This is a genomic window from Halospeciosus flavus, from assembly GCF_029814175.1.
Classification (GTDB): domain Archaea; phylum Halobacteriota; class Halobacteria; order Halobacteriales; family Halobacteriaceae; genus Halospeciosus; species Halospeciosus flavus.
The window spans coordinates 1,270,477-1,295,925 of the sequence record NZ_CP122312.1 but is presented as its reverse complement, the minus strand read 5'-3'; the positions used below and the strand labels follow the sequence as shown (position 1 = coordinate 1,295,925).

Sequence of the window (25,449 nt, the reverse complement as noted above, 5' to 3'; positions counted from 1 at the left end):
ATACGTTCAGTCGCCGACGACGACGCTTTTCTCGTCGTGTCGGCAAGCCAATCAACGTCCGCACCTCGTCCACCGGCGCCCGCTCGTCCGGCACACCGGGACGGACCCCGCAGGCCACGGGGTTCGGCCCACGCGTCGGGCGACTCCTCGCCACCTTCCCGCCTCTCCGCCTCGCCGCACCTCTCTCACTCCCGCTTTCGAGCGCACGCTTCCGAACTCGACACTCGACCGCCGAGTCACCGCGCCGTCTGTCTTCGGCCGGACGAATTTTCAGGCGCCCACGAGACGACTCACCCATGACCGACGACTGGCAGCACGAGGTGACCGACCCGACGATCCGCGTACTCTACCAGGCCGGGATGGGGCTCTCCCCCGGTGCCATCGCCGCGAACCTCGACGTCTACGAGGACCTCTCGCCCGACGAAGACGCGATTCGAGAGGCACTCGACGACCTCGAAGCACAGAACATGGCCCGCGAACTCGACGGGCACGAGGGGTACTACCGCATCACCGAACACGGCCGCGACTACGTGAAACGCGAGTTCGGCGAGGACGTCTTCGGCTACATCGACTGACAGTACCTCTTGACGCCGTCGCTCGGCGGTGAGTCGAGAAAGGGAGGAAAACGGAAGAAATGACCGCAGAGAGCGGGCCGACTTACTCTTCGTCTTCTTCGGTCTTGATCTCCGCGGAGAGGCCCTGAGCCATCTCGATCTCCTTGGAGTTGTTGAGCGTCCAGGCTGTGCGCTCGGTGACGGCCTCGATAGCCTCGCGGGCGCTCGGGTAACCGTTGCCGGACTTCTTCACGCCGCCGAAGGGGAGCTGGACTTCGGCGCCGATACACGGGAGGTTACCGTAGGCGAGGCCGACCTCCGCGTTGTCGCGGTAATAGTTGATCTGGCGGTAGTCCTCGGAGATGATGGCGCCGGCGAGACCGTAGGGCGTGTCGTTGTGGATGTCGACGGCGTCCTCGATGTCGCCGGAGTACTCGATGAGCGCGACGTGCGGGCCGAAGACCTCCTCGCGGATACAGCGGACGTCGTCGGCGTAGTCGATTTCGTAGACGAACGGACCGACCCAGTTGCCGTCCTCGTGGCCCTCGGGAATCTCCTCGGGTTCGAGTTCGGCGCGGTCGACGAGGACATTCGCGCCCTCCTCGCGTGCGAGGTCGTTGTACTTCTGAATCTTCTCGACGTGCTCCGGCTCGATGGCCGGACCCATGAAGGTGTCCTCCTCGAGGGGGTCGCCGACGGAGACCTTCTTCGCCTTCTTGACGAAGCGCTCTTTGAACTCGTCGTAGACGTCCTCGTGGACGATGAGGCGCTCGGAGGAGACACAGCGCTGGCCGGTCGTCTTGAACGAACTCATGACCGCGGAGTGGACGGCGACGTCGAGGTCCGCCTCCTCGGTGACGACGATGCCGTTCTTCCCGCCCATCTCACAGGCCGCGAGACGGCCGGGGCGGCCGCCGACCTCGGAGGCGATCTCGTGGCCGACCTCCGCGCTCCCCGTGAAGAGGACCGTGTCGACGCGGTCGTCGTCAGTGATGGCGGCACCGGCGTCGCCGAAGCCCTGTACCATGTTGAACACGCCGTCGGGGATGCCCGTGTCCTCGAACATCTCGGCGATGATCTGGGCACACCACGGCGTCTGCTCGGCCGGCTTCCAGACGACGGTGTTGCCCTCGACCAGCGAGATGGCCATGTGCCAGAAGGGGATGGCGACCGGGAAGTTCCACGGCGTGATACAGCCGACGACGCCGCGGGGACTGCGGCGCATGTAGGCGTCCTTGGAGGAAACCTCCGAGGGGACGACGTCGCCGTGGGGGTGGCGGGCGTTGCCGGCGGCCCACTCGACCATGTGCCAGGCCTCGGTCACGTCGGCCTTCCCTTCAGAGATCTCCTTGCCACACTCCTTGGTGACGACTTCGCCCAGTTCCTCGTGGCGCTCGCGCAGCTCGTGGTAGATGTCCCAGAGGTATTCCGCGCGGTCGATGTAGGAGAGTTCCTGCCACTCCTCTTCCGCCTCTTCGGCCGCCGAGATGGCCTCGTCGATATCGGACTCTGTCCCGCGGTGGAACTCGGCCAGGGTCTTCCCTGTGGCCGGATTCCGGCTCTCGAAGGTCTCGGACCCGCTGCCCTCGACCCACTCGCCGTCGATGTAGTGTTGGTGTGTCATCGGCAAAACCTGCGCTTCGTGACTTCAAAAAGGTACACCCTTCCACTGGCGGGTGGGGGAGTCGCGATACTCGCATCCTCCGAGATTCTCGTTTGCTCCTACTCCTCGGCCGCTGCTTCGAGTTCGGTCTTGAGCGCGGCCGCGTCGAAGTCGTGATCCGGGCGGATGCCGACGAAGTCGAGAAACTCGCGGGCGGCGAGCAATCGGTCAGCCGAGTAGTGTTCGTGGGCGGCCTCAACGGCGGTGCTCGCGCCCACGAGCGGTTCCAGGACAGCGAGCGCACAGGCGAGGTCGTACGCGCGGGCGGCGGCGATCCCCTCGTCGCTGACCTTCGTCGCGTCGATGAGGTAGATCTCTTCTTCGTAGATGAGGACGTTCTCGGCCCGGAGGTCGCCGTGGGCGAGGTCGTTCTCGTGCATCGTCGCGAGCGCGGCGAAGAGTTCGGGCGCGTACGCCTCGATACACGCCTCGTCGAGTTCGTCTAGGGTTTCGAACTCGGGGAGGTACTCCATCACGAGGACGCCCAGCCCGTCAACATCGAACGACTCGACGGGCTTGGGGACGTTCAGGCCGACCTCACGCATCTGCTCGGCCGCTTCGAGTTCGTGGCGAGCCATCTCGCCCGGACCCTCGAACGGTTCGAAGAAGCCCTCCGTTCCGGAGGAGAAGACTCCGAGGTTCCGAATCCCGGTGAACAGCGAGTGGACGAAGGCGTTCTGCGCGGAGACGACCTTCACGAACCACTGCTGGTCGCCGGTCTCGCGTCCGGTGGTGTCGCTGCTGTCGGCGTCGCTCTCGGCGTCGGTACTGCTGTCGGCGTCGATGCTGGTGACGACACACGGCGTCGAGAACCAGTTATCGGCCGCGAGGAACTCGACGCGGAGTCCGTCCTCGTCGTAGCGCTCTTCGAGGTCGACGAAGACGGCCTCCAGTTGGTCCCAGGGGACCGTGCCGCGGACGAACCGCCGGACACTCATCGTCTGAATAGAGGGGCGGGCGGCATTTATGCCCGCCGGCTTGTCGACCCTCACGAACGTCCGGTGACTTTAACCTCGACTCCGGCGAGAAGTCGCGTATGGACTTCACCCTGCCCGACGAACACCGGATGATCCGGGACACCGTCCGGGAGTTCTGCGAGGAGGAGATCCGCCCCATCGCCCAGGAGATCGAGGACGAACACCGCTTCCCCGAAGAAATCTTCGACGAACTCGCCGACCTCGACGTGATGGGTGTCCCCATCGCCGAGGAGTACGGCGGCCTCGGTGGGGACACCCTCATGTACTCGCTCGTCGCCGAGGAACTCGGGCGCATCTCCGGGTCTATCGGACTCTCCTACGTCGCACACTCCTCGCTGGCCTCGAAGCCCATCGAGAAGTTCGGTACCGACGAACAGAAAGAAGAGTGGCTCCGTCCGCTCGCCGAGGGGGAGTACCTCGGCTCGTGGGCGTTGACCGAACCGGGCAGTGGCTCCGACGCCTCGGACATGGACACCACTGCCACGAAGGAAGGCGACGAGTACGTCCTGAACGGCACGAAGCAGTTCATCACGAACGCCTCCGTCGCTGGCTCCGTCCTCGTGAAGGCCGTCACCGAACCCGGCGCCGGCTACGACGGCATCTCCACCTTCGTCGTCGACCCCCGGAACGACGACGGCTTCGAGGTGACGACGGAGTGGGACAAGATGGGGCTGAACGCCTCGCCCACCTGCGAGATCCAGTTCGACGACTGCCGCATTCCCGAAGACCGCCTGCTCGGCGAGGAGGGCGACGGCTGGGAGCAGACGAAACAGACCCTCGACGGCGGCCGCATCTCCATCGCCGCGCTGTCGACTGGCCTCGCACAGGGCGCCTACGAGTGCGCACGCGAGTACTCCACCGAACGCGAGCAGTTCGGGCAGGCCATCTCGAAGTTCGACGCCGTCCGCGACAAGGTCGTCGAGATGGACCGCAAGGTCGAGCGCGCACGCCTCCTCACCCACAAGGCCGCCAGCCAGTACGACGTCGGCGAGGACGTGACCCGCATCTCCGCGCTCGCGAAACTCGACGCCTCGGAGGCCGCCCGCGAGGTCGCCGAAGAGTCCATCCAGGTCCACGGGGGCTACGGCTACACGACGGACTTCGATCCACAGCGCTACTTCCGCGACGCCAAACTCATGGAGATCGGCGAAGGGACGAGCGAAATCCAACACTTGGTCGTCGGACGAGAGCTAGGGCTGTAGTGGGTGCAGTCGGCCGACGACCCAACGTGGTGGGACTTAAAGGGGGAGGGAGCGAGCGGCGCAATCAAGGGGCTTCGACACCGATTAGCCCGCACGCCGCCGCACACTCGTCGAAGTGCTCCCGCAGTGCTCACAGGTCGCCGAGTCGGGAGTCGGTTCCGTCTCTTTGACGAACGTCTCGAACTCTTCGTCGCACTCGTCACACTGCCAGACGATCTTTTCCTCGTCGACGAACAGGTCTTTGACTTTCTCGATGACGCTCATGGTCGCGCCCCCAGTTATCGTATAGCACGCCAATAAGTATCAAACTTTCCCGCGCGGTCGCGGCCGACGGGAAACGACCGCTCTCACGTCAGTTGAACAGTTGTTCAATCGTTGACCTGACTACATACCCATGTCTTCGGCGGGGGCGGGAACCGGCAGGTCGGCCGGGTCGACGCCGAGGAGTTCGGCGGCGTGGTCGAGCGCCATGTCGAAGCCGTAGTAGCGTTCGAGTTCGTCGCCGTCGGCGGTGGGTCGGACCTTCAGCATGGCGTACCCCTCGACGTTCTGCGCGACGGCGGCAGTCTTCCCGTCGCGTTCGAACTCCAGGACGCGCTCCTCGTCGGTCTCGTAGTAGCGGGCGGTGATGCCGTCGGCTTCGGCGGTTGACTCGGTCATTATCGGGAGGTGACCGTCGAGGGCAAAAGCGCCGGCGGTTCGGTCGCCCGCGACTGTGAGAGTTTTCGTGTCGGACTGCGTACGTACCGACGTGTCCACCCTCCACCGACGCCGGCCGAGATCGTCGACCGTCCGGGCGTCGCTCGCCGCCGCACTTCCGACGGCTCTCGCGGCCCTGTTCCTCCGATACCGCCGGGTCGTCCTCGCTGAGCAGTTCGAACAGCAGTTTCGGGTGTCGACCATGGAGTGGGTCGTCTTCGGCGGTGGCTACCTCACGGTCGTCGCGCTGTTGTTCGTGGCCGTCCTCGTCGTCGCGCGTGGCGAGCGTCCCGCCGGGGCGAGACGGTTCCTCGTGACGGTCGCCGTGGGCGTGCTCGCCGGCCACCTCGTCGGTGTCTTCTCCGGGTGGGTCGTCTGGCCCGACCCGTCCTGGTTCGTCGCGACCGTCGACGGACTCGTCCCGGCCGCTTCGCTCGTGCACCCCTCGCCGCCCCTCGTCGGTGTCTTCGCCGAGGTGCTGACGCCGGTACTGTTCGCGGTCGCCGTGGCGCTGGCGGCCGTCGCGGTGGCCGACGCGGCGTCGTGAGCGGAGACCCTACTGTAGCATACGCTGAGCGATGGTGTTGCGCAGCACCTCGCTGGTCCCCTCGTAGATCTCGTTGAGTTTGGCGTCGCGGTAGTAGCGCTCGACGTCGAAGTCTTTCGTGTAGCCGTACCCGCCGTGGATCTGGATGCCCTCGTTTGTGACCTCCCGCGAGATTTCGGAGGCGTAGAGCTTCGCCTGGGCGGCCTCCTTGATGAAGTCCTCGCCGCGAATCTTCAGGTCGGCGGCCTTGTGCATGAGTAGTTTCGCGGCCTGGATCTTCGTGTCCATGTCCGCGAGTTTGTGCTGGATGGCCTGAAAGTCGGAGATGGGCTGGTCGAACTGCTCGCGCTGCTGGGCGTACTCCAGCGCGTCGTCGCGGGCCGCGCGTGCGAGACCGATGGAGCGGGCGGCGATGGTGATGCGTCCACCGTTCAGCGTCTCCAGGGCGTGACGGAAACCGTCACCTTCCTCGCCGAGGCGCCGTGACTCGGGGATGCGGAGGTCGTCGAAGCGGAGTTCGGCCGTCGGACACCCCTTGTCGCCGAGTTTGTCCTCGGTGCCCTCGACGTGGAACCCGTCGTCTTCCTCGGGGCGGACGACGAACGAGGAGATGCCCTTCGCACCGGCGTCAGTGTCGGTCTTCGCGAACACTGTCACCGTCTCGGCGACGGACCCGTTCGAGATCCAGAGTTTCCCGCCGTTCAGGACGTACTCGCTACCGTCTTTCTCGGCCGTGGTGTCCATCGCGGGGACGTCCGAGCCAGCACCGGGTTCGGAGAGCGCGAACGCACCGACGTCGTCGCCGCGGTTCATAGGCGCGAGGAACTCGTGTTTCTGGTCCTCGTCGCCGTACTGGTAGAGCATGTTGCCCGCGAGGCTCGTATGAGCGGCGACGACGGTGCCGAGACCGCCCGACCCGCGGGCGATCTCTTCGAGCGCGAGCGCGTAGGAATGGTAGTCGAGGCCCGCGCCGTCGTACTCCTCGGGGAAGGGCATCCCCATCAGACCGAGGTCGCCCATCTCGGAGACGAGGTCGCGGGGGAACTCGTCGGTCTCGTCGATTTCGGCCGCGCGGGGGGCGACCTCCTCGTCGACGAACTCGGTGACCATCTCCTCGATCTGTTTTTGCTCCGCGGAGAGGCTGAAGTCCATGCGGGAGGTTCCTCACCGTCGTTCCTTTACCTTTCCTATCACTCCGGTGCGAACGCGGCCACGACGCCCGTCCCGCCGGCGAACACCGTCCCGTCGACGATGGCACAACTCGTGTCGTCGACGCCCGTCACGTCCGCACTCCAGAGCGTCCCGCCCTGTTCGGTGACGAAGGTGTGGACCGACCCGCTGTCGTTGACGGCGACCGCGTTGTCCGCGAGCGCGGGCGAGGAGTCCGTCGCGGTCGGGACGCGCGAGCGCCAGACGACGCCGCCACCGCTGGCGTTCAGGCGGTAGAGAGAGGCGTTCCCGGCGACGGCGTAGACACTTCCGCCGCCGACCGCGACCGACCCGCGCGGGAGGCCGCTCACCGGCGTCCGCCACTGCTCTTTCCCGTCGACGGAGTAACGGGCGACGAACTCGCCGGACGTGGGGAAGAAGACGGAGCCGTCGGCGACGGTCGGCGCGTCGGTGACGGAGTTCCGGGTCGCCGACCAGTCGCGGAAGCCGCCGGCGCGGTCGTGGGCGTACAGGCCGAGGTTCGACGCGACGAAGACCCGCTTGTCGCCGACGGCCAGTGGCTCGAACTGCGAGGTGTTGAGCGGGACCGTCTGCCACTGGTGTTTCCCATCGAGGGTGTAGGCGTGGACGCGTTCGTCGGTACACCCGACATACAGGTCGCTCCCGGCGACGACCGGCCCGGTCACCGCCCGTGCGGGCAGGGAGATGCGCCGCTGGCGCTTCCCGCTCGCCGCGTCGACGACCTCAATAGCCGCACCCGAGGAGAAGAGGACCTGCGAGCCGTGGACGACCGGTGGGCCGGTCGCACCGCCCGCCTGCCAGCGCTGCTTTCCCGTGGCGCGGTCGAGGCTGTAGACGGTGCCGCTCGCCGTGACGTAGACGGCGTCCTCGCCGACGACGGGCGAGCGCTCGACCGTCCCGTCGATCGACGTCCGCCAGGCCCGGTTCGCACTCTCGCCGACGGTTGACGGTGAGTACCCGGTTCGCCCGGCGTCGTTCTGGAACTGGGGCCACTTGCCAGGGTGCTTGGGCTGTGTCGTGGTCGTCGACGTGGTCGTCTCGCCCGGTGGCTGTGTCGTGGTCGTTCCGCCCGGTGGCTGTGTCGTCGTTGTCGTCGTCTCGTCGCCGCCGAGACGGAGACACCCGGCGAGGCTCCCGAGCGTCACACCAGCGGCAGCGAGGAACGAACGGCGGTGTTTCGGCATACTGTTTCGGACGACACGGTCTGAAAGTAAAAAGCTTCTCGCGGACTCCTCAGTCGTACTCGTAGAAGCCCTCGCCCGACTTCTTCCCGAGTTTGCCCGCCTCGACCTTCCGCTTGAGGAGGTAGGCCGGCTTGTAGCGGTCGCCGAGTTCCTCGTGGAGCGTCTCGGAGGCGTCGAGACAGACGTCGAGACCGATGTGATCGGCGAGTTCGAGCGGTCCCATCGGGACGTTCGTGCCGAGTTTCATCCCGGCGTCAATGTCCTCCTTCGTGGCGACGCCCTCGTCGAAGGCGCGGATGCCTTCGTTGAGCCACGGCATGAGGATGCGGTTAGTGACGAACCCCGGCTTGTCGTCGGATTCCCACGTCTCCTTCCCGAGGTCCTCGGAGAAGCCGTGGGCGAGGTCGACGGCGGCGGGGTCGGTCCGCTCGCCGACGACCACCTCGACGCCCGTCATTACGGGGACGGGGTTCATGAAGTGGAGACCGACGACGAGGTCTTCTCGCTCCGTGGCGTTCGCGATGGTCGTGATGGAGAGGGTACTCGTGTTCGTCGCGAGCACGACGTCGTCCGGCACGACGTCGTCGAGGTCCGCGAAGACGTCCCGTTTGACGTCCATCTTCTCGACGGCTGCCTCGACGACGAGGTCGCAGTCCGCGAGGTCGTTGAGGTCGGTCGTGCCGGTGATCCGGTCGAGTGCGGCGTCGGCCTCCTCCCGCGAGAGTTTCTCCTTGTCGACGAAGCGGTCGAGGCTGTCCTCGATGGACTCGAAGCCACCCTCGACGAACTCCTCCTCGATGTCGCGCATGACGACGTCGTAACCGGCGGTCGCGCTCACCTGTGCGATTCCGGCGCCCATCGTCCCCGCGCCGACGACGCCGACCGTCTCGATCTCGTCCAGCGTTCGCATAGCACGTCGTGGGGCGGAACCGGTCGTAAAATTGCCGGTCTCCGCGCCCGGCGTTTACTACATCGATAGTAACAAATCGTCGAATTCGGGTGGTACGGGCGCCATGTCTCGGGAATAGAGGGACACTATCTTATAGGTGGTGTCCCCCATACCCGAGTGATGCGTCCCTTCGACGACACCCCACTCTCGCGCGACGGAAAGTCACTCATCCTCGCCTACGACCACGGCCTCGAACACGGTCCGGTCGACTTCGAACCGGTTCCCGAGACGCGGGACCCCGAAGTGGTCTGGGACATCGCGACCCACGACGCCGTCACCTCGCTGGCGGTGCAGAAGGGCGTCGCCGAGGCCTACGCCCCCTCCTACGAAGACGTCCCTCTCCTCCTGAAACTGAACGGCACGTCGAACCTCTGGATGGGCGAACCCGACTCCGCGGTCAACTGCACGGTCGACTACGCCGCCGAACTCGGCGCCGACGCCGTCGGGTTCACCCTCTATGGCGGGTCCAACAACGAGATCGAGATGGCTGAGGAGTTCCGCGATGCCCAGGAGGCCGCCCGCCACTACGACCTCCCGATGGTCATGTGGTCGTACCCGCGCGGCCAGGGCCTCAAGAACGATACCGCCCCCGACACCATCGCCTACGCCGCCCGCCAGGCGCTCGAACTCGGCGCCGACGTCGCGAAGGTGAAGTACCCTGGCTCCCGCGAGGCGATGGAACAGGCCGTCGCGATGGCCGGCCCCACGAAGGTCGTCATGTCCGGCGGGTCGAAGACCTCCGACCGCGACTTCCTCTCGACCGTGAAGGGCGCTATCGACGCCGGCGCGACCGGACTCGCCGTGGGGCGTAACGTCTGGCAGCGCGAGAACCCCCACCAGTTCCTTGACGCGCTTGAAGCGGTCATCTACGAGGAGGCACCCGTCGACGACGCGCTCGAACTCCTGTGATGACCGGAGACGTCGTCGACCGCGTCTTCGATGTCCTCGCGGCGAGTGCGCCGGAGATCCGTGCGGGCCTCCCCGGCCGCCGGACGAAGACGGCGGAGACCAACGAGAGCGGCGAGCGACAGTTAGCCGCCGACCTGTGGGCCGACGACCTCCTACAGGAACGCTTCCTCGCCGTCGACGGCGTCGGCGCCTACGCCAGCGAGGAGCGCGAGACAATCGAATCGGCGTCGGAAACCGAGGCCGACGACCTCGCCGTCGCGGTCGACCCGCTCGACGGTTCTTCGAACCTCAAGTCGAACAACCCGATGGGCACCGTCCTGGGTGTCTACGAGGACGACCTTCCCGCCTCCGGGCGGAGTCTCGTCGGCGCCGCGTTCGTCCTCTACGGGCCCATCACCACGCTCGTCACCGCACGCGAAATCTCGGGCGGCGAGGTGCGTGCGACCGAGTACGTGGTGGAGGACGGCGACCGACGGGAAGTCGGCACTGTCGAACTCCCCGCGGACCCCACCGTCTACGGCTTCGGCGGGCGGGTCTCCGACTGGACCGATGACTTCCAGACACACGTCCGCGGAATCGAACAGGAGACGGACCTCAAACTCCGCTACGGCGGGGCGATGATCGCTGACGTGAGTCAGGTTCTCACCTACGGCGGCATCTTCGGCTACCCCGGTCTCCGGGAGCGACCCGAGGGTAAACTCCGCCTCCTCTTCGAGGGCGCGCCGATGGCCTACATCATCGAGGCCGCGGGCGGGGCGTCTTCGGACGGCGAGCAGTCACTCCTTGACGTCGAAGCCGAGTCGCTCCACCAGCGGACGCCGGTCTTCCTCGGGAGCGAGGAGCTCGTCGACGACGTCGAGACGGCCCTCCGCTGAGTGGTCGCTGAGTGGCCAATACTTTCTTCCCGCCGTATACATTTTGTACAGGTACTCGATGCTGGAGACGGGGTCAATATCGATACTCTATACGGTGGATGGTGGGGATAGAGACGATCGACCACTACCAGAGCCTGCAGAGTTTGACGTGGCGACTCGTGCGAAGTCCGAGGTGTTCGACGCACTCGACGCGGGCACGTTGTTCGATGCGATACTCGTCGACGACGTGTTCGGCGGGAGCGAGTTCCTCGGTGAACTCTTAGAGCGAGTACCGGACCGTCCGTGTGTGTTGGTGGGAGACGACACGGACCCGGACGCACTCCAGAAGACGATCCAGACGGCGGTCCGCGAAGGGTGGAGTGGCTACCCGATTCCGGCGGACGAACACGCTCGACTCGACTGCCTCGACGAGTACGACTTCGAACAGCCGACGCTCCTCGCACACCTCGAAGGACTGACGACGACTGCACGCGAGTGCTTCGACGCTGACGTCGGCTTCGTCGGCGTCGTCGACGAGGACGAAGAGCAGTTCGTGACCTCGCAGGGCGTCGACTGGGAGACGCTCGACCGCAGTGACTCCATCTGCTCGCACGGACTCCTCGATGGCGAACCGCTCGTCATCTCCGATCTCCCCGAGGATTCGCGTGTCTCCTACGAGCCGATCCACAGCGAGGAGTTCGAACCCGACTTCTACGCGGGCATCCCGCTGAAGGCCGCGAGCGGCCAGCACGTCGGAATGCTCTGTGTCATGGACGAAGAGACCCGCGAGTTCGACGAGGAGGACCACTCGGCGTTGCAGTGGCTCGCCGAGCAGGCGATGGTCCACGTCGAACGCTACGGCCGAGCGAGTTAACGCGGCCTCGACAACCCTTCTCCGTCGATTTCTCGATACCCGCCGACTACCGCCTGCTGGGTCGTGCATGGAAAACCATTTTGAACCGCCCAGCGGACGTCAAGGTATGAAGGTCCGTATCGGTTCGGACGCCTCCGACGAGGAGGCGGCCGCCGTCGCCGCCGCGCTGGCCGAACACGTCGCCGACGAGGTTCGCGTGTTCGTTGGAGACGCTGAAGAGCCCGCGGTCGTCCACGAGGAGACCGATACAGACGAAACCGGGCCGAGCGCCGCCGACACCGGTGGCGAGGAGACCGAACTCGGTCCGACCGAGCGCGAGGAGCGCCTCTGGGAGGAGATTGCTGAGATCGAGTCGGGCGGCCCCGAGAAGTACAAAGAGCGCCTCGAAGAGCAGGGCAAACTGTTCGTCCGCGACCGGATGGACCTCTGGTTCGGCGAAGACGGTCTCGTCTTCGAAGACGGGAAGTTCGCGGAGTTCGACGCCGACGAGCAACTCCCCGCGGACGGTCTCATCACGGGCGCCGCCGACTTCGAGGGCCGGGACGTCCACTTCATGGCCAACGACTTCACCGTCAAAGCCGGGTCGATGGCCGAGAAGGGCGTCGAGAAGTTCCTCCGGATGCAACAGCGCGCGCTCGAGACCGGTAAGCCGGTGCTCTACCTGATGGACTCCTCCGGTGGACGCATCGACCAGCAGTCCGGCTTCTTCGCCAACCGCGAGGGCATCGGGAAGTACTACTACAACCACTCGATGCTCTCCGGGCGCGTCCCGCAGATCTGTGTGCTCTATGGGCCGTGTATCGCGGGTGCGGCCTACACGCCGGTGTTCGCCGACTTCACCGTCATGGTCGAGGGGATGTCCGCGATGGCCATCGCCTCCCCGCGGATGGTGAAGATGGTCACCGGCGAGGAGATCGACATGCAGGACCTCGGTGGCCCGCAGGTCCACGCTCGCGAGTCCGGGAGCGCTGACCTCGTCGCCGCCGACGAGGAGGAGGCCCGCGAACTCGTCGCCCAACTGGTCGGGTACCTCCCGAACAACTCCGACGAGGACCCGCCGAAACGCGAGGGAAAGCCCCCCGCGAAGTCCCCCGAAGAGATCGACGGCATCGTCCCTCAGAAACCGAACAAGGGCTACGACATGCACGAAATCATCGAGCGTGTCGTCGACGCCGACTCCTTCTTCGAACTCAAACCTGAGTACGGAAAGGAGATCATCACGGGCTACGGCCGCATCGACGGCCGGCCGGTGGGGATAATCGCCAATCAGCCGGCCCACCGCGCGGGTGCCATCTTTCCCGACGCCGCCGAGAAGGCCGCCGAGTTCGTCTGGAAGTCCGACGCCTACAACATTCCGCTCCTCTACCTCGCGGACACGCCCGGCTTCATGGCCGGTTCACAGGTCGAGAAGGACGCCATCCTGGAGAAAGGCAAGAAGATGATCTACGCCACCTCCTCGGCCACCGTCCCGAAGCAGTGCGTCGTCGTTCGGAAGGCGTACGGCGCCGGCATCTACGCCATGTCCGGGCCGGCCTACGACCCCGAGTCGACCCTCGCGCTTCCCTCGGGCGAAATCGCCATCATGGGACCCGAGGCCGCCATCGAGGCCGTCTACGCGAACAAGCTCGCGGACATCGAAGACGAGGAAGAGCGCCGGAAGAAAGAGCAGGAACTCCGCGAGGAGTACCGTGAGGACATCGACGTCCACCGGATGGCCAGTGACGTCGTCATCGACGAGATCGTCCCGCCGAGTACGCTCCGCGAGGAACTAGAGAACCGATTCGCGTTCTACGAGACGGTCGAGAAGGACCTCCCGGACAAGAAACACGGCACCATCCTCTGAGCAGGCGAGCGTTCAAGGGGGATGCCGGCACGACTCGGGGTTGTGTCCTGACCCGACGCCGTGGGCCGGCCCAGACGGGAGTGCGAGACACCGCCCACGGAAAAATCCTCAGTCCCGCCTGCTCGCCACTCAGTCCTCGCTCACTGCGTCACGGCCTCTTCCGCCCACGACGCCGCGGGTGTAGAACGCCGTCACTCGGCGTGTTCGCGCTTTAGGCTCAACACCGTCCGCTCGAACTTGCAGACGAGCGTGTCCTCGCCGTCGGGTTCGACGCGAAACGCCTCGACACGCATCGTGACGATTCCCCGCTCGCCGTCGCTCGTCTCTCGTTTGTCGGTCACCGTCGACTGCGCGCGGATGGTGTCGCCGTGGAACACTGGCGCGGGGTGTTCGACGCCGTCGTAGGAGAGGTTCGCGACGATGGTGCCGTCGGTCGTCTCGGGGATGGAGAGTCCGACCGCCAGCGACATCGTGTAGAGACCGTTGACCAGCCGTTCGCCGAACTGTGTGTCCGCGGCGAAGTCGGCGTCGAGGTGGAGCGGCTGTTGGTTCATCGTCATGTCGCAGAAACGCTGGTTGTCGCTCTCGGAGACGGTGCGGCGCTTCTCGTGTTCGATGGTCTCGCCGACCTCGAACGCCTCGTAGTACTTCCCGACCATACCGTCGCTGGCGCACCCACGGAGTAAAAACCGTGAGGGTCCGGAGCGGTGGCCGTCAGCCTCTTTCGGCGGAGTGCCCAACTCGCAGGTACTTCGCCGGATTACTCCGGCAGATTCCCCCATGAACGTGAGTCTCTCCCGACGGAGTAGTGTACTGCTGCTGGCGCTCGTCGCGCTCGCCGCCAGCGCGGGCGTTACCGCCGCGGCGAGCGGCGCGTCGCTGAACGCCGCCCCCGACGACCCCCGAGTGACGTCGACGCACACCGCGACCATCACGGTTGGACAGGCCACCGGGTCGAGTTCTCTGAACGGACTCTCGGTCGACTACCAGGGCACCGGCGCCGACGTGAGTGACGTCGACAAGGCCGACGTCGTGACAGTCGGTATCGACCGCGGCGATAACGAGTCCGGGAGTACAGTCGACGTGACGGTCCGCAACGACCTCGAGACCGTCGACATCAGCAATGGCGGTCGGACGCTCACCGCCGGATTCGGTGGGAGCTACACCCTCCAGGAGGGTGACGAGGTCGTCATCGTCTACGAGGGCGTGAAGAACCCGAAGGCGGGGACCTACGATATCCCGATGAACGTCAATCCGCAGTCCAGTGGTGGCAACGCGACGGCCGTCCTCTCCATCGGTTCAGGCAGTAGCGACGGCGGTTCCAGCGCCGACAGTGGTTCCGATTCCGACGCCGACTCCGGTGGTTCGACGACCGCCCAGAGTCCCGGCTTCGGAGTGCTCGTCGCCGCCTTCGCCCTCGTGGGTGCGGCGTTCCTCGCACGCCGGCGTTGAAGTCTGTGGGCAGTAGCTTATAGGCACGCGGGGGCGTCACCCCGCACATGGTTCGCAGGAGTCTTCTCTTCACGCCGGGCGACCGCCCGGAGATGATGCGCAAGGCACCGGCCAGTGGCGCGGACGTCGTCTGCTTCGACCTCGAAGACGCCGTCGCGCCCGACCGCAAGGCCGAGGCGCGCGAGGCGGTCCACGACGTCCTCGTAGACCCCGACTTCGACCCCGACTGTGAGGTGTGCGTCCGGGTCAATCCGGTGGGTGGTCTCGCCGACGACGACGTCCAGGGAATCGTCGGCGACGACCCCGAGGCCGTCCGCCTCGACGCCGTGATGCTCCCGAAGACGAGCGACGGCGGCGACGTAGACACACTCGAACGCGTCCTCCACGAGTACGACGTCGACGTGCCTGTGCTCGCGCTGGTCGAGTCCGCTGCTGGGGTGTTGAACGCGCAGAGCATCGCCACCGCGGACGCCACCGATGCGTTGCTCTTCGGTGCAGAAGACCTCTCGGCGGACATCGGCGCGACCCGCACTGAAGAGGGAACCGAGGTCCTCCACGCACGCGAGCACGTCGTCCTCGCGGCGAGCGCGGCCGAGGTCGACGCCATCGACACTGTCTACACCGACATCGAGAACACCGAAGGGCTGGCCGAGGAGACACGCTTCGCGGCGGGACTCGGCTACGACGGCAAGATGGCTATCCACCCGACGCAGGTCGACCCGATCAACGAGTCGTTCACGCCCGAGGCCGAGGACGTGGCGTGGGCCAAGCGAGTCCTCGACGCGAAGGAGGAAGCGGACCGCGCGGACCGCGGCGTCTTCCGGGTCGACGGCGAGATGGTCGACGCGCCGCTGGTCGCGCAGGCCGAACGGATCCTCGAACGCGCGGAAGCCGCAGAAGAGTGAGTGGGCCGGCTACGGCCAGAGACCGCGGTGCTCGTGGGACTCCGCGACACGCTGGAGCGCGACGACGTAGGCTGCCCGACGCCACGTGATGTCGCGCGCTTCGACCTCTTCGCGAACCTCGTCCCACGCGGTCAACATCTTCTCTTCGAGTTCCTCTCGGACGCGTTCGAGCGACCACTCCTGTCGGTTGATGTCCTGGAGCCACTCGAAGTAGGAGACGGTGACGCCGCCCGCGTTCGCGAGGATGTCCGGGATGACGGTCACGCCGCGTTCGGCGAGAATCTCGTCGGCTCGGGTCGTCGTCGGGCCGTTCGCTCCTTCGACGACGATGTCCGCCTGCACGTCGTGGGCGTTCGCCTCGGTGATGACGTTCCCGACGGCGGCCGGGATGAGCACGTCGACGTCGAGTTCAAGGAGTTCTTCGTTCGAGATGGTCTCCTCGCCCTGCCGGGTGACGGCCTCGGGTTCCTCGACGTGAGTCGGAATCTCGTGGGTGACGAGTCCCGCGGGGTTGTAGGCGGCGCCGTTCACGTCGCTGACGGCGACGACGCGTGCGCCCCACTCGTCGAGGAGGCGGGCGGCGTTCGCGCCGACGCTCCCGTAGCCCTGGACGGCGACGGTCGTCTCCTCGATGTCCTTCCCGCAGTAGTCGATGGCCTCACGGGCGATGATGGCAGCGCTGCGGCCCGGCGACTCCTCGCGGCCGTAGCTCCCGCCGACGACCGGTGGTTTCCCGGTGACGACACCCGGCGAGGTCTCGCCTCGCTGCATGCTGTAGGCGTCCATGAACCACGCCATCGTCTGGGCGTCGGTGCCCATGTCTGGTGCGGGGATGTCGCGGTTCTCGCCGACGACGTCGCGGAGTTCCTGTGCGAAGCGACGGGTGAGCTGTTCGCGCTCGTCCTCGGTGAGATCCTTGGGGTTGACGACGACGCCACCCTTCGCGCCGCCGAACGGGAGGTTGACGACCGCACACTTCCACGTCATCCACATGGCCAGACCGATGCATTCCTCGGCGTCGACGTCGGGGTGGTAGCGGATACCGCCCTTGAACGGGCCACGGACGCTGTCGTGCTGGGCGCGGAAGCCGGTGAACGTCTCCAGCTCCCCGTTCTCTCGCTCGATGGGGATGGTGACCTGCGTCACTTTCGAGGGATGGCGGAGCCGTTCGACGATGTTCGGGTCGAGGTCGAGCTCCGAGGCGGCCGAGTCGAGCTGACGGCGGGCCGTCTCCAGCGGTGTCTCGGGTTCCTCTTCCGGTATCGACTGGGTCTCGTCGGGGGCCGCGTGTTCCTTGCTGGACATGGGTATCAGGTGGCCGCGAGCGAACCGAGTGCGGAACGCCGACACCGCGATTGCCCCGGTCCGGGACCACTCTTGTCGAGATGGTTGTCCGCAGCCGTATATAATGGTTCTGGTTGTCTATATTCCTTATACACTGGCTGTTAGGGCCTGTACGCCGTGTTTTCGGCGCTTTAATTAATGACTGGACAAAGCATCCAATCGGTAATTAAACACCTTATATTGTCGTTCAATTTTGGTACAGACAATACACTTATTCAGTCGAGGGTGAATTGGTGGAACTAATGGCTGAGGAAAATCCGTTCGAGAGCCTGCAAGAACAGATCGACGACGCTGCGTCCTACCTCCCCTCGGATGTAGGCGACGACGTACTGACGCGACTCAAGCACCCCGAGCGCGTCCTCGAGACGAACCTCACCGTCGACATGGACGACGGGAGCCTCGAGACGTTCAAGGCATTCCGCTCGCAGTTCAACGGTGACCGCGGTCCCTACAAGGGCGGCATCCGCTACCACCCCGGCGTCACTCGCGACGAAGTGAAGGCGCTCTCCGGGTGGATGGTGTACAAGTGCGCCGTCGTCGACATCCCGTTCGGCGGTGGGAAGGGCGGTATCATCATCGACCCCGACGAGTACAGCGCCGACGAGATCGAGCGCATCACTCGTTCCTTCGCGAAGGAGCTGCGCCCGCTCATCGGTGAGGACCGCGACGTCCCCGCTCCCGACGTGAACACGGGCCAGCGGGAGATGAACTGGATCAAGAACACGTACGAGACCCTCGAGAACAAGACCGAGCCGGGTGTCATCACCGGCAAGGACCTCGAAAACGGCGGCAGCGAGGGCCGCGTCGATGCGACCGGCCGCTCGACGGTCATCGCCGCCCGCGAGGCGTTCGACTACCTCGGCGAGGACATCTCTGAGGCCACCGTCGCCGTCCAGGGCTACGGGAACGCCGGTTGGATCACCGCGAAGCTTGTCGACGAACTCGGCGCGACGGTCGTCGCCGTCTCCGACTCCTCGGGTGGCATCTACGACGAGAGCGGCTTCGACCCCGTCGCGGTCAAGGACTTCAAGCGCGAGACCGGTTCGGTCTCCGGCTACGAGGACGCCGAGTCCCTCACCAACGACGAACTTCTCACGCTCGATGTCGATCTCCTCGTCCCTGCAGCACTGGAGAACGCCATCGACGAGGAACTCGCCCACGACGTCAAGGCCGACGTCATCTCCGAAGCCGCCAACGGGCCGCTCACGCCCGACGCCGACGACGTCCTCGCGGAGCGTGACGTGACCGTCATCCCGGACATCCTCGCGAACGCGGGCGGCGTCACCGTCTCCTACTTCGAGTGGGTCCAGAACCGCCAGCGCTTCTACTGGACCGAGGAGCGCGTCAACGAGGAACTCGAAGAGATCATCGTCGACGCCTTCGACGACCTTGTCGAGGCTAAGGAGACGCTCGGCCTGCCGAGCTTCCGCGTCGCAGCCTACGTCGTCGCCATCCAGCGCGTCGTCGACGCCTACACCGGCAACGGCAACTGGCCGTAGACGCGACTACACACCTTCTTCGCGCTTTTTCGACTGTTCTCTGAGCGACATCTCTACGAGTGGACCGAATTATTTCGGGTCAGACTTCATACACCCCTCTGACAAATCCCCACCATGGATTTCGACTATCCCTGGCAGTTCTCTTCCCGTCGGTCCGCGGTGCAGGCGACCAACGGGATGGTCGCGACCAGCCACCCGCTCGCCGCACAGGCCGGCCTCTCGGTCCTGCAGGAGGGCGGCAACGCGGCCGACGCCGCCGTCGCGACGGCAGCCGTCCTGAACGTTGTCGAACCGCACATGACCGGCATCGGCGGCGACATGTTCGCGTTGACCCACTTCGACGGCGAGTACGAGGCACTCAACGCCTCCGGTCCAGCGCCCGACGAAGCCGACGTCGAGACCTACCGCGAGCGCACCGACGAGACCGACGACGAAGGTGAGCCTACGATGCCGACGGACGGCGGCCTCCCGGTCACGGTCCCCGGCGCGCTCGCTGGCTGGGACGCGCTCGTCTCGCGCTACGGCCGCGAGGACCTCGGCGCACTCCTCGAACCGGCCATCGGTTACGCCCGCGAGGGGTTCCCGGTCTCCGAGTACGTCGCCCGACAGTGGGCCGGCCAAGAGGACCGACTCGCCGCGTTCGACACCTCCGCGGAGACGTTCCTCCACGACGGTGAGGCGCCCGCGGCCGGCGAGACGTTCCGAAACCCGGACTTCGCTGACACGCTCGACCGCATCGCCGAGGAGGGAATCGAGACGTTCTACGGCGGCGACGTCGGCGAGGCCATCGTCGAGACGGTTCGCGAACACGGCGGGGCGCTCACGCTCTCGGACCTCGAAGCGTTCGAACCGGAGTGGACTGACCCCATCAGCACGGAGTACCGCGGCGTCGAAGTACTCGAACATCCGCCCAACGGCCAGGGGACGGTCGCACTCGAGGCGCTGAACGTCGCCGAGCAGTTCGACATCCCCGCGGACCCGGCGAACCCGGACCGCCTCCACCACCTGCTCGAAGCCATCAAACTCGCGTTCGCGGACGGCTACGAGTACATCTCCGACCCCGACTACACGGACGTCCCGCTCGAGACGATGCTCTCGAAGGAGTACGCGGCCGAACGCGCCGCCGAAGTCGGCCACCGGGCCGCCGACTACGGCGCGAAGGCCAAAGAACAGGCCAACACGGTCTACCTCACCGTCGTCGACGGCGACGGAAACGCCGTCTCGTTCATCAACAGCGTCTACTACCCGTTCGGGTCGGCGCTGACGGCTGGCGGGTTCGCCGTCCAGAACCGCGGACACTCCTTCAGCCTCGACTCCCAGCACGCCAACGCCCTCGAAGCGGGCAAGCGCCCCTTCCATACCATCATCCCGGCGATGCTCCGCGTCGACGGCGAGTTCCGGGCCTCGTGGGGCGTTATGGGCGGGTCGATGCAACCGCAGGGCCACCTCCAGGTGACGTCGGCGATGGTCGACTCCGGGTTGAACCCACAGGCCGCCCTCGACGCGCCGCGGTTCCGGTGGATCGACGGCAAGCGCGTCGCTGTCGAGACGAACAAACTCCCGGACAGCGTCGTGACGAACCTCCGCGGGCGCGGGCACGACGTCGTCGACGAGGACGAGTTCTTCGAGTCGGGTGGCCACTGGGGCGGCGGTCAGGTCATCTACCGGGACGAGGACGGGACACTCGTCGCCGGTTCCGATCCCCGCCGCGACGGGCAGGCGGTCGGGTTCTAGCCTAGGCCTTCTGCTTCAGTTTCTCCTCTGCCTTGTCGATGACCGAGTGAGCCGTCTCGAGTGCCTTCGACTTGGCGCTATTGGAGGTCTTCTCCTTCGCCTTGTCCACACGGTCGCGGACGTGGTCTGCCAACTCGGAGACTGCCTCGTGTTTCCACTCGGACTCGGAGGAACTGTCGTCGGTGGACATACCCGTCCCTAGTGGCGCGAAAAGTAAGAAAGGGGTGGCCGACTGCCCGCCGTGCCGCCACGGGCGCCTCAGTGCGTCTTCTTCAGGGTACTCTCGACTTTGTCGAGGAGGTCCTGCGCGCGACTGAGTGCGATGGACTGTGCCCCCGACGCGTCGGTCTCGGCGCTCTCGAGTTCCGACCGGAGCGAATCGATCGCTTCGGCCAGGGACGACGTCGCCCACTCGTCGTCGTTCGAGACCGACTCGTTGGCGTCCGTGGTCGAGTGAGAACTCCGTGACATCGACTCGCACGGGAATATGAACTTCGGCCGGAAAAGTCTTGGCCGCACGCGCGTCTGACGTCTGGGCGACGTCCGTATCGCCCCTTCCGGCGTGTTTTTGACCCCCGTACGTCAAGGAGTAACTATGACGAACGTTCGTGTAGCCGGAGTGGGGTTGACGCACTTCGGCGAACACCCCGAGCGGACGACGCGGGACCTCTTCGCGGAGGCAGGCACGACGGCACTCGACGACGCGGGCATCGACCGCGACGCCGTCGAGGGGGTCTACTACGGCAACTTCATGGGCGAAGTCGCCGAACACCAGGGCCACCAGGGACCGCTCGCGGCCGAGGCACTCGGTCTCGACGTCCCCGCGACGCGCTTCGAGAGTGCCTGTGCGTCCAGCGGCGTCGCCGTCCGCGAGGCAGTGAAGAACGTCCGAAACGGTGAGGCCGACGTACTCCTCGTCGGCGGGGCCGAACGAATGACCAACCTCCCGACGAGCGAGACAACGGAGGGACTCGCCATCGCGGCCGACGACCTCTACGAAGTGCGCGCCGGACTCACCTTCCCCGGCGCGTACGCGCTGATGGCCGACGCCTACTTCCAAGAGTTCGGCGGCAGTCGCGAGGATCTCGCACACGTCGCGGTGAAGAATCACGCGAACGCCGTCGGCAACGAACACGCACAGTACCAGAAGGAGATCTCCGTCGAGGACGCCCTCGACTCGCCGACCGTCGCGGAACCGCTCCACCTCTTCGACGCCTGCCCCATCACCGACGGGGCCAGCGCGCTCGTCCTCGTCAGCGAGGACTACGCCGAGGAACACGGACTCGACGCCTCGGTCGCCGTCACCGGAACCGGACAGGGCGGCGACAAGATGGCGCTCCAGGACCGCGAATCGCTCTGCCGGACGCCGGCCGCCGGCGACGCCGCCGACGAGGCACTCGGCGAGGCGGGTCTCGACACCGGCGACATCGACGTCGCGGAGGTCCACGACTGTTTCACCATCGCGGAGGTGCTCGCGCTCGAAGGGATGGGGTTCTACGAATCTGGCGAGGCAATCGCTGCCGCTCGGAACGGTGAGACGACCCGTGACGGCCACCTCCCGGTGAACCTCTCGGGTGGGCTGAAGGCGAAGGGCCACCCCGTCGGGGCGACCGGTGGGAGCCAACTCGTCGAACTGACGAAACTGCTGCGCGGCGACCACCACAACAGTGACGCCGTGCCCGACGCAGGAGTCGGCCTCGCGCACAACGCGGGTGGGACGGTCGCGAGTGTGACCGTCCACGTCCTCGAGGAGGTGGAGGCATGACTGACATCCGTACCGCTGGCTACGATGAGTGGCTCGACTCCATCGACACGGGAGAGGGGTACTACCTCGCGTGCCCGAATGGCCACGGGTCGCTCCCGCCGCGAGCCGTCTGTCCCCACTGCGGGTCCGCAGAACTCGAAGAAGAGACACTCCCCGACGCGGGGAGCGTCGAAGCACACACCATCGTCCACGTCCCGACGCCGCGCTTCGACGGCGAAGCGCCGTACGTGACTGCGGTCGCGGACTTCGGCGACGTTCGGCTGACGGGCGTCGTCCGGGGGCTCGCACCCGCGGACGTCGAGGACGGACTCGCCGTCGTCCCGACGGTCGTCGACCGCGAGGACGGCGAGGGTCGGCTACTCGTCCTCGAGGCGCGGTAGTTCCTCGGTGACGGCCTGGAGGAAGGCGTCGGGGTGTTCGGCGTGGGGCTGGAGGCGCGCCTCGTCGATAACGACGAGTCGGGCGTCGGCGCGCTCCGCGAGCGCCCGTCCGGCGGCGAGCGGCGTGATGAGTGCCTCGCGACCCCACACGAGCGTCACGGGCTGTTCGCGCTCGGCGAGTTCTTCGCCGAGATCCACGACGGGGTCGAGGTACCCGCCGAGGAAGGAGGCCGGCGCGAAGCGGGCGTTCTCCTGGTGGGCAGTCCGCCACTGGTAGTCGACGACCTCGTCAGGGATGTTCTGTGGGTGGTAGTACGCTTCGCGCTGGTCGAACCACTCGAGGACAGGCTTGCAGGTGAGGAGGTTGAACAGCGACGTTCCGACGGCCGGTGTCCGGAAGAGCGTGCGGAGCCACGGTCGGCGGACGGTCGTGTCGGCCGTCGGGCAGACGAGGACGAGCCGTGAGAACTCGGCCTGGTCGGCGGCGATGGCGGCGTACGAGCCAGTGAGCGACGTGGCGACGCAGATGGGTTCATCGGTCACTTCGGTCGCGAAGTCCTCGACGAACGACTCGTACATCGACGCGGTGTAGGCGACGGCCGGGCGGTCCGAACACCCGAAGCCGGGGAGGTCGGGGGCGACGACGTGATAGGACTCGGCGAGGTCCTCGGCGATTCGCGTGAACTCCTCGGTCGACGCAGCGGCGTGGATTCCGTGGAGGAGGAGGACGTCGGGATCGTCGGGGTCGCCGAGGTCGCTGTAGGAGACGTCGAACCCCCGCCACCGGTAGGTTCGCTGGTCGCCAGGGAGGGCCGGTTCGAGCGTGCCGGCGCGGGCCGTCAGGAGGCGGTTGCCGAGGGACGTCGCCCCCAGTCCGGCGGCCGCACCCGCGAGAAGCCTTCGGAATCGCATGTGCGAATCCGCACTCGCCAGTCGCATAGGCGTTGTGCCGGTCGACACCGGTCTGGGCCAGGCCGGTGGTCTCGCCGTGCCGGCACGAAAGCCGTTAGTGGTCCCGCACCGTATCCACGTACAGTGACCGAGGACGCAGACGCGGTTCCGGACGGTATCGAGATCGGCGAGTTCTACGACGTGCTCGACCGCGTCGAGCGGCCGGTCGTCACGGCGAGTCACGTCGCTCGCGTCCTCGACTGTACGCAGGCCGAGGCCGAGGACGCACTCGACGCACTCGCTGGAGAGGGTGTCGAACGCCTCGACGTCTCGAACGACCCGGTCGTCTGGTACCCGACCGACTGGTCGGATACCCAGGAGCGAGAACGCGTCGTCGTGTTCGACGAGAACCGCGAGATCGTCGTCGACAAGCCCACGCAGTACACACGGGCGCGCCTCTCGCAGTTCGCCCACCTGACCGACACCACCGGCGACGAGGCCTACCGCTACCGTATCCGGAAGGAAGACGTCTGGAACGCCCCCTACGACCACCTCGACGACCTCCTGACCGCACTCCGTGAGGTGACGAACGAGCGCGCGGCCACCATCGAGGAGTTCGTCGAGAGCCAGTGGCAACGCGCCCACCAGTTCACTCTCCGGACGCACGAGGACGGCTACACGGTCCTCGAAGCCGCGAGCGACGACGTGATGGGCAACGTCGCCCGGCAGAAACTCGACGATACGCACCTCCGCGCGCCCATCGAGGACGACGTCTCGTGGGTGAACGAGGAGAAGGTCGCCGAGGTCAAACGAATCCTCTACGAGGCGGGCTACCCCGTCAGCGACGAACGGAGCCTCGACACCGGCGACCCCCTCGACGTCGAGTTGGACCTCGACCTCCGGCCCTACCAGCAGGAGTGGGTCGACTGGTTCGTGGAGCGCGAGGCCGGTGTCCTCGTCGGCCCGCCCGGGAGCGGGAAGACCGTCGCCGCGATGGGGGCGATGGAGCGCGTCGGCGGCGAGACGCTGATTCTCGTCCCCTCACGCGACCTCGCCGCCCAGTGGCGCGACGAACTCCTCGCGCACACGAACCTCGATCCCGAGCACGTCGGCGAGTATCACGGCGGCGAGAAGCGTATCCGCCCCGTCACCATCGCCACCTACCGAACCGCGGGGATGGATCGCCACCGCCACCTCTTCGACGACCGCAAGTGGGGACTCGTCGTGTACGACGAAGTTCACCACCTGCCCGCGGACATCTCGCGTCGGACGGCCGACCTGCAGGCCGTACACCGCCTTGCGCTCTCCGCGACGCCGGTCAGGGAAGACGACCGCGAGGAGGACATCTACACGCTCATCGGCCCGCCCATCGGCACGGACTGGGACGCGCTCTTCGACGCCGGCTACGTACAGGAACCCGAAGTCGAGATTCGCTACGTCCCGTGGCAGGACGACGACCACCGCTACGAGTGGGCGAGTGCCGACGGCCACGAGCGCCGCCAACTCGCGGCGACGAACCCCGCGAAAGTCGAGGAGGTCCGCCAACTCCTCCGCGCACACTCCCGCGCGAAGACGCTCGTCTTCGTCGACTACCTCGACCAGGGCGAACGTCTCGCCGACGAACTGAACGTCCCGTTCGTCAGCGGGCAGACGCCCCACCCGCGTCGCGAGCGCCTGTTCGCCCAGTTTCGCGCGGACGAGCGCGACACTCTCATCGTCTCGCGCATCGCCGACGAGGGGATCGACCTGCCCGACACCGAACTCGCGGTCGTCGCCTCCGGTCTCGGCGGGTCGCGACGGCAGGGCGCCCAGCGCGCCGGTCGAACGATGCGTCCCGAGGGACGGGCGCTCATGTACGTCCTCGCGACCCAGGGCACGGAGGAAGAAGACCACGCCCAGCGTCGGCTTCGCCATCTCGCCGGGAAGGGCGTGCGGGTCCGCGACGGTCCGGCGCAGGCGGCGGCGTTCCGGGCCGACTCCGACGACTAGGCGATTCGGAGCGAGCGACACGCGAGTAGCGAAATTTGCTCCGA

The 25,449-nt window shown here is 66.4% G+C and carries 26 protein-coding genes; 14 read left to right on the top strand and 12 right to left on the bottom strand.

What is annotated here, in order from left to right; genetic code table 11:
- Positions 1–296 precede the first annotated feature (296 nt).
- Positions 297–575: a type 2 periplasmic-binding domain-containing protein gene (locus P0Y33_RS06735; protein WP_279529771.1), complete on the top strand. Its 279-nt coding sequence runs from the start codon at positions 297–299 to the stop codon at positions 573–575.
- Positions 576–657: 82 nt separating this feature from the next.
- On the opposite strand, the gene P0Y33_RS06730 is transcribed toward P0Y33_RS06735, so the two are convergent.
- Both P0Y33_RS06730 and P0Y33_RS06725 read right to left on the bottom strand, forming a co-directional pair.
- Entirely contained in the window at positions 658–2,178 is a 1,521-nt protein-coding gene (locus P0Y33_RS06730; protein ID WP_279529770.1) for an aldehyde dehydrogenase family protein, read from the bottom strand.
- Between the two features lie 98 nt (positions 2,179–2,276).
- Positions 2,277–3,155: an RIO1 family regulatory kinase/ATPase domain-containing protein gene (locus P0Y33_RS06725; protein ID WP_279529769.1), complete on the bottom strand. Its 879-nt coding sequence runs from the start codon at positions 3,153–3,155 to the stop codon at positions 2,277–2,279.
- 98 nt (positions 3,156–3,253) lie between these two features.
- Here P0Y33_RS06725 and P0Y33_RS06720 point away from each other — a divergent pair, with 98 nt between their 5' ends.
- Positions 3,254–4,396: an acyl-CoA dehydrogenase family protein gene (locus tag P0Y33_RS06720; RefSeq protein ID WP_279529768.1), complete on the top strand. Its 1,143-nt coding sequence runs from the start codon at positions 3,254–3,256 to the stop codon at positions 4,394–4,396.
- An 84-nt stretch (positions 4,397–4,480) separates the two neighbouring features.
- Here the strand turns inward: P0Y33_RS06720 and P0Y33_RS06715 are convergent, their stop codons facing one another.
- Both P0Y33_RS06715 and P0Y33_RS06710 read right to left on the bottom strand, forming a co-directional pair.
- A complete protein-coding gene (locus P0Y33_RS06715; RefSeq protein WP_279529767.1) occupies positions 4,481–4,660 on the bottom strand; it encodes an FmdB family zinc ribbon protein in 180 nt (59 codons plus the stop codon).
- A gap of 120 nt (positions 4,661–4,780) precedes the next feature.
- Positions 4,781–5,056, bottom strand: coding sequence for a DUF7111 family protein (locus P0Y33_RS06710; protein WP_279529766.1), 276 nt, complete (start codon positions 5,054–5,056; stop codon positions 4,781–4,783).
- A 91-nt stretch (positions 5,057–5,147) separates the two neighbouring features.
- Here P0Y33_RS06710 and P0Y33_RS06705 point away from each other — a divergent pair, with 91 nt between their 5' ends.
- Positions 5,148–5,642 (top strand): hypothetical protein, encoded by a 495-nt coding sequence (locus P0Y33_RS06705; RefSeq protein ID WP_279529765.1) that lies wholly within the window; start codon positions 5,148–5,150, stop codon positions 5,640–5,642.
- Positions 5,643–5,651: 9 nt separating this feature from the next.
- Here the strand turns inward: P0Y33_RS06705 and P0Y33_RS06700 are convergent, their stop codons facing one another.
- Genes P0Y33_RS06700 through P0Y33_RS06690 form a run of 3 tightly spaced genes read right to left on the bottom strand, consistent with a single transcriptional unit; the run spans position 5,652 to position 8,927 of the window.
- Complete coding sequence (locus P0Y33_RS06700; RefSeq protein ID WP_279529764.1) at positions 5,652–6,794, bottom strand: acyl-CoA dehydrogenase; 1,143 nt, start codon at positions 6,792–6,794, stop codon at positions 5,652–5,654.
- A 38-nt stretch (positions 6,795–6,832) separates the two neighbouring features.
- A complete protein-coding gene (locus tag P0Y33_RS06695) occupies positions 6,833–8,017 on the bottom strand; it encodes an outer membrane protein assembly factor BamB family protein (RefSeq protein ID WP_279529763.1) in 1,185 nt (394 codons plus the stop codon).
- Between the two features lie 49 nt (positions 8,018–8,066).
- Entirely contained in the window at positions 8,067–8,927 is an 861-nt protein-coding gene (locus P0Y33_RS06690) for a 3-hydroxyacyl-CoA dehydrogenase family protein (protein ID WP_279529762.1), read from the bottom strand.
- 159 nt (positions 8,928–9,086) lie between these two features.
- On the opposite strand from P0Y33_RS06690, the gene P0Y33_RS06685 reads away from it, so the two are divergent.
- The 4 genes from P0Y33_RS06685 (at position 9,087) to P0Y33_RS06670 (ending at position 13,446) form a co-directional block, all read left to right on the top strand.
- Positions 9,087–9,875 (top strand): class I fructose-bisphosphate aldolase, encoded by a 789-nt coding sequence (locus P0Y33_RS06685; RefSeq protein WP_279529761.1) that lies wholly within the window; start codon positions 9,087–9,089, stop codon positions 9,873–9,875.
- Positions 9,875–10,750: a class 1 fructose-bisphosphatase gene (locus tag P0Y33_RS06680; RefSeq protein ID WP_279529760.1), complete on the top strand. Its 876-nt coding sequence runs from the start codon at positions 9,875–9,877 to the stop codon at positions 10,748–10,750. Before P0Y33_RS06685 ends, P0Y33_RS06680 begins: the two co-directional genes overlap by 1 nt.
- Positions 10,751–10,898: 148 nt before the next feature.
- Positions 10,899–11,603 carry a GAF domain-containing protein gene (locus P0Y33_RS06675; protein WP_279529759.1) on the top strand — a complete coding sequence of 235 codons (705 nt, stop codon included), beginning with the start codon at positions 10,899–10,901 and terminating at the stop codon, positions 11,601–11,603.
- 106 nt (positions 11,604–11,709) lie between these two features.
- Positions 11,710–13,446, top strand: a complete 1,737-nt coding sequence (locus P0Y33_RS06670) for an acyl-CoA carboxylase subunit beta (RefSeq protein WP_279529758.1) — start codon at positions 11,710–11,712, stop codon at positions 13,444–13,446.
- Positions 13,447–13,637: 191 nt separating this feature from the next.
- On the opposite strand, the gene P0Y33_RS06665 is transcribed toward P0Y33_RS06670, so the two are convergent.
- A complete protein-coding gene (locus tag P0Y33_RS06665; RefSeq protein WP_279529757.1) occupies positions 13,638–14,105 on the bottom strand; it encodes a MaoC family dehydratase in 468 nt (155 codons plus the stop codon).
- A 121-nt stretch (positions 14,106–14,226) separates the two neighbouring features.
- Here P0Y33_RS06665 and P0Y33_RS06660 point away from each other — a divergent pair, with 121 nt between their 5' ends.
- Together P0Y33_RS06660 and P0Y33_RS06655 are read left to right on the top strand one after the other, a co-directional pair.
- Positions 14,227–14,898 carry a PGF-CTERM sorting domain-containing protein gene (locus P0Y33_RS06660; protein WP_279529756.1) on the top strand — a complete coding sequence of 224 codons (672 nt, stop codon included), beginning with the start codon at positions 14,227–14,229 and terminating at the stop codon, positions 14,896–14,898.
- Between the two features lie 47 nt (positions 14,899–14,945).
- Complete coding sequence (locus P0Y33_RS06655) at positions 14,946–15,803, top strand: HpcH/HpaI aldolase/citrate lyase family protein (protein WP_279529755.1); 858 nt, start codon at positions 14,946–14,948, stop codon at positions 15,801–15,803.
- A gap of 9 nt (positions 15,804–15,812) precedes the next feature.
- Here P0Y33_RS06655 and gdhB read toward each other — a convergent pair whose 3' ends face one another.
- Positions 15,813–17,108 carry a glutamate dehydrogenase GdhB gene (gene gdhB / locus P0Y33_RS06650; RefSeq protein ID WP_279529754.1) on the bottom strand — a complete coding sequence of 432 codons (1,296 nt, stop codon included), beginning with the start codon at positions 17,106–17,108 and terminating at the stop codon, positions 15,813–15,815.
- A 281-nt stretch (positions 17,109–17,389) separates the two neighbouring features.
- On the opposite strand from gdhB, the gene P0Y33_RS06645 reads away from it, so the two are divergent.
- Together P0Y33_RS06645 and ggt are read left to right on the top strand one after the other, a co-directional pair.
- Complete coding sequence (locus P0Y33_RS06645; protein WP_279529753.1) at positions 17,390–18,646, top strand: Glu/Leu/Phe/Val family dehydrogenase; 1,257 nt, start codon at positions 17,390–17,392, stop codon at positions 18,644–18,646.
- Between the two features lie 114 nt (positions 18,647–18,760).
- Positions 18,761–20,380 (top strand): gamma-glutamyltransferase, encoded by a 1,620-nt coding sequence (gene ggt, locus P0Y33_RS06640; RefSeq protein ID WP_279529752.1) that lies wholly within the window; start codon positions 18,761–18,763, stop codon positions 20,378–20,380.
- Between the two features lies 1 nt (position 20,381).
- Here ggt and P0Y33_RS06635 read toward each other — a convergent pair whose 3' ends face one another.
- Both P0Y33_RS06635 and P0Y33_RS06630 read right to left on the bottom strand, forming a co-directional pair.
- Entirely contained in the window at positions 20,382–20,570 is a 189-nt protein-coding gene (locus P0Y33_RS06635) for a hypothetical protein (protein WP_279529751.1), read from the bottom strand.
- A 68-nt stretch (positions 20,571–20,638) separates the two neighbouring features.
- Positions 20,639–20,851, bottom strand: a complete 213-nt coding sequence (locus P0Y33_RS06630; protein ID WP_279529750.1) for a hypothetical protein — start codon at positions 20,849–20,851, stop codon at positions 20,639–20,641.
- A gap of 124 nt (positions 20,852–20,975) precedes the next feature.
- Between P0Y33_RS06630 and P0Y33_RS06625 the strand changes: the two genes are divergently transcribed.
- Positions 20,976–22,145, top strand: coding sequence for a thiolase domain-containing protein (locus P0Y33_RS06625; protein WP_279529749.1), 1,170 nt, complete (start codon positions 20,976–20,978; stop codon positions 22,143–22,145).
- Positions 22,142–22,525 (top strand): Zn-ribbon domain-containing OB-fold protein, encoded by a 384-nt coding sequence (locus tag P0Y33_RS06620; RefSeq protein ID WP_279529748.1) that lies wholly within the window; start codon positions 22,142–22,144, stop codon positions 22,523–22,525. Before P0Y33_RS06625 ends, P0Y33_RS06620 begins: the two co-directional genes overlap by 4 nt.
- Here P0Y33_RS06620 and P0Y33_RS06615 read toward each other — a convergent pair.
- Entirely contained in the window at positions 22,502–23,437 is a 936-nt protein-coding gene (locus tag P0Y33_RS06615) for an alpha/beta fold hydrolase (protein ID WP_279529747.1), read from the bottom strand. The genes P0Y33_RS06620 and P0Y33_RS06615 overlap by 24 nt on opposite strands.
- 123 nt (positions 23,438–23,560) lie before the next feature.
- Here P0Y33_RS06615 and P0Y33_RS06610 point away from each other — a divergent pair, with 123 nt between their 5' ends.
- Entirely contained in the window at positions 23,561–25,405 is a 1,845-nt protein-coding gene (locus tag P0Y33_RS06610) for a DEAD/DEAH box helicase (protein WP_279529746.1), read from the top strand.
- Positions 25,406–25,449 lie beyond the last annotated feature (44 nt).

Bases quoted from the DNA above. Each gene is read 5' to 3' on its own strand.
- P0Y33_RS06735 (WP_279529771.1), top strand. From the start codon at position 297: ATGACCGACGACTGGCAGCACGAGGTGACCGACCCGACGATCCGCGTA.
- P0Y33_RS06730 (WP_279529770.1), bottom strand. From the start codon at position 2,178: ATGACACACCAACACTACATCGACGGCGAGTGGGTCGAGGGCAGCGGG.
- P0Y33_RS06725 (WP_279529769.1), bottom strand. From the start codon at position 3,155: ATGAGTGTCCGGCGGTTCGTCCGCGGCACGGTCCCCTGGGACCAACTG.
- P0Y33_RS06720 (WP_279529768.1), top strand. From the start codon at position 3,254: ATGGACTTCACCCTGCCCGACGAACACCGGATGATCCGGGACACCGTC.
- P0Y33_RS06715 (WP_279529767.1), bottom strand. From the start codon at position 4,660: ATGAGCGTCATCGAGAAAGTCAAAGACCTGTTCGTCGACGAGGAAAAG.
- P0Y33_RS06710 (WP_279529766.1), bottom strand. From the start codon at position 5,056: ATGACCGAGTCAACCGCCGAAGCCGACGGCATCACCGCCCGCTACTAC.
- P0Y33_RS06700 (WP_279529764.1), bottom strand. From the start codon at position 6,794: ATGGACTTCAGCCTCTCCGCGGAGCAAAAACAGATCGAGGAGATGGTC.
- P0Y33_RS06695 (WP_279529763.1), bottom strand. From the start codon at position 8,017: ATGCCGAAACACCGCCGTTCGTTCCTCGCTGCCGCTGGTGTGACGCTC.
- P0Y33_RS06690 (WP_279529762.1), bottom strand. From the start codon at position 8,927: ATGCGAACGCTGGACGAGATCGAGACGGTCGGCGTCGTCGGCGCGGGG.
- P0Y33_RS06685 (WP_279529761.1), top strand. From the start codon at position 9,087: ATGCGTCCCTTCGACGACACCCCACTCTCGCGCGACGGAAAGTCACTC.
- P0Y33_RS06680 (WP_279529760.1), top strand. From the start codon at position 9,875: ATGACCGGAGACGTCGTCGACCGCGTCTTCGATGTCCTCGCGGCGAGT.
- P0Y33_RS06670 (WP_279529758.1), top strand. From the start codon at position 11,710: ATGAAGGTCCGTATCGGTTCGGACGCCTCCGACGAGGAGGCGGCCGCC.
- P0Y33_RS06665 (WP_279529757.1), bottom strand. From the start codon at position 14,105: ATGGTCGGGAAGTACTACGAGGCGTTCGAGGTCGGCGAGACCATCGAA.
- P0Y33_RS06660 (WP_279529756.1), top strand. From the start codon at position 14,227: ATGAACGTGAGTCTCTCCCGACGGAGTAGTGTACTGCTGCTGGCGCTC.
- P0Y33_RS06655 (WP_279529755.1), top strand. From the start codon at position 14,946: ATGGTTCGCAGGAGTCTTCTCTTCACGCCGGGCGACCGCCCGGAGATG.
- gdhB (WP_279529754.1), bottom strand. From the start codon at position 17,108: ATGTCCAGCAAGGAACACGCGGCCCCCGACGAGACCCAGTCGATACCG.
- P0Y33_RS06645 (WP_279529753.1), top strand. From the start codon at position 17,390: ATGGCTGAGGAAAATCCGTTCGAGAGCCTGCAAGAACAGATCGACGAC.
- ggt (WP_279529752.1), top strand. From the start codon at position 18,761: ATGGATTTCGACTATCCCTGGCAGTTCTCTTCCCGTCGGTCCGCGGTG.
- P0Y33_RS06635 (WP_279529751.1), bottom strand. From the start codon at position 20,570: ATGTCCACCGACGACAGTTCCTCCGAGTCCGAGTGGAAACACGAGGCA.
- P0Y33_RS06630 (WP_279529750.1), bottom strand. From the start codon at position 20,851: ATGTCACGGAGTTCTCACTCGACCACGGACGCCAACGAGTCGGTCTCG.
- P0Y33_RS06625 (WP_279529749.1), top strand. From the start codon at position 20,976: ATGACGAACGTTCGTGTAGCCGGAGTGGGGTTGACGCACTTCGGCGAA.
- P0Y33_RS06620 (WP_279529748.1), top strand. From the start codon at position 22,142: ATGACTGACATCCGTACCGCTGGCTACGATGAGTGGCTCGACTCCATC.
- P0Y33_RS06615 (WP_279529747.1), bottom strand. From the start codon at position 23,437: ATGCGATTCCGAAGGCTTCTCGCGGGTGCGGCCGCCGGACTGGGGGCG.